At 53.6% G+C, this 642-nt stretch carries 1 pseudogene; it reads left to right on the forward strand.

What is annotated here, in order from left to right:
• Nucleotides 1-200: 200 nt before the first annotated feature.
• A pseudogene (locus RE6C_RS19435) lies at nt 201-642 on the forward strand (hypothetical protein); the annotation flags it as partial.

Genomic DNA, 642 nt, shown 5'->3' on the forward strand with positions numbered 1-642 from the left:
ATCGTTTTTCGTCGCTCCTGTGGATGGCTCAAGTCAACGGTGGAACGAATTGCCGAGATGTTAACTATGGGGCAGGCCATCTGAGTCCTGCCGGAACGGACGATTCCGCATGACATGATTGATCCGAGGCGGTGATCGGTTGGCGTTGTTATGTTGCACGCGAGCACTGCCGATTTACCTTTCTCTTTCAAAGGAAGCAGATGAAACTGCGAACAAAAACGATTTATCATCCCAAGCCTTTTGAGCCGAACCAGTACATCCGGCCGCATGTGGTCGATGTTGTCTGTTTGACCGACGAGGGCGATTCTGAGGAAGTCATCGCGGGCAGGGTCGCAGTCGACTACCTCGACATCTCACGCGCCGAGACCGCGGGACAGAGCATTGTGCATGTTTGTGATGCCGACTCGCAGAACTGGGAGATGGTTTATTCGGCAACGATTGAACCGGCGATTGACTTCGCCGGGATCAGGAAGGACTTCGAGTTCGACGATCCAGTTCAAGGATTGATCTTCATCCATCAGGTCGTGCTGCATCCATCGCTGCGAGACTGGCAGCAGATGATCCTCGACTCCATCTGTGACATGTTTCCGAACGAAACGGCCACGGTCATGATCAGGGGAATCACCGAGCTACCAGATCGAG

Source organism: Rhodopirellula europaea 6C (assembly GCF_000338295.1).
Classification (GTDB): domain Bacteria; phylum Planctomycetota; class Planctomycetia; order Pirellulales; family Pirellulaceae; genus Rhodopirellula; species Rhodopirellula europaea.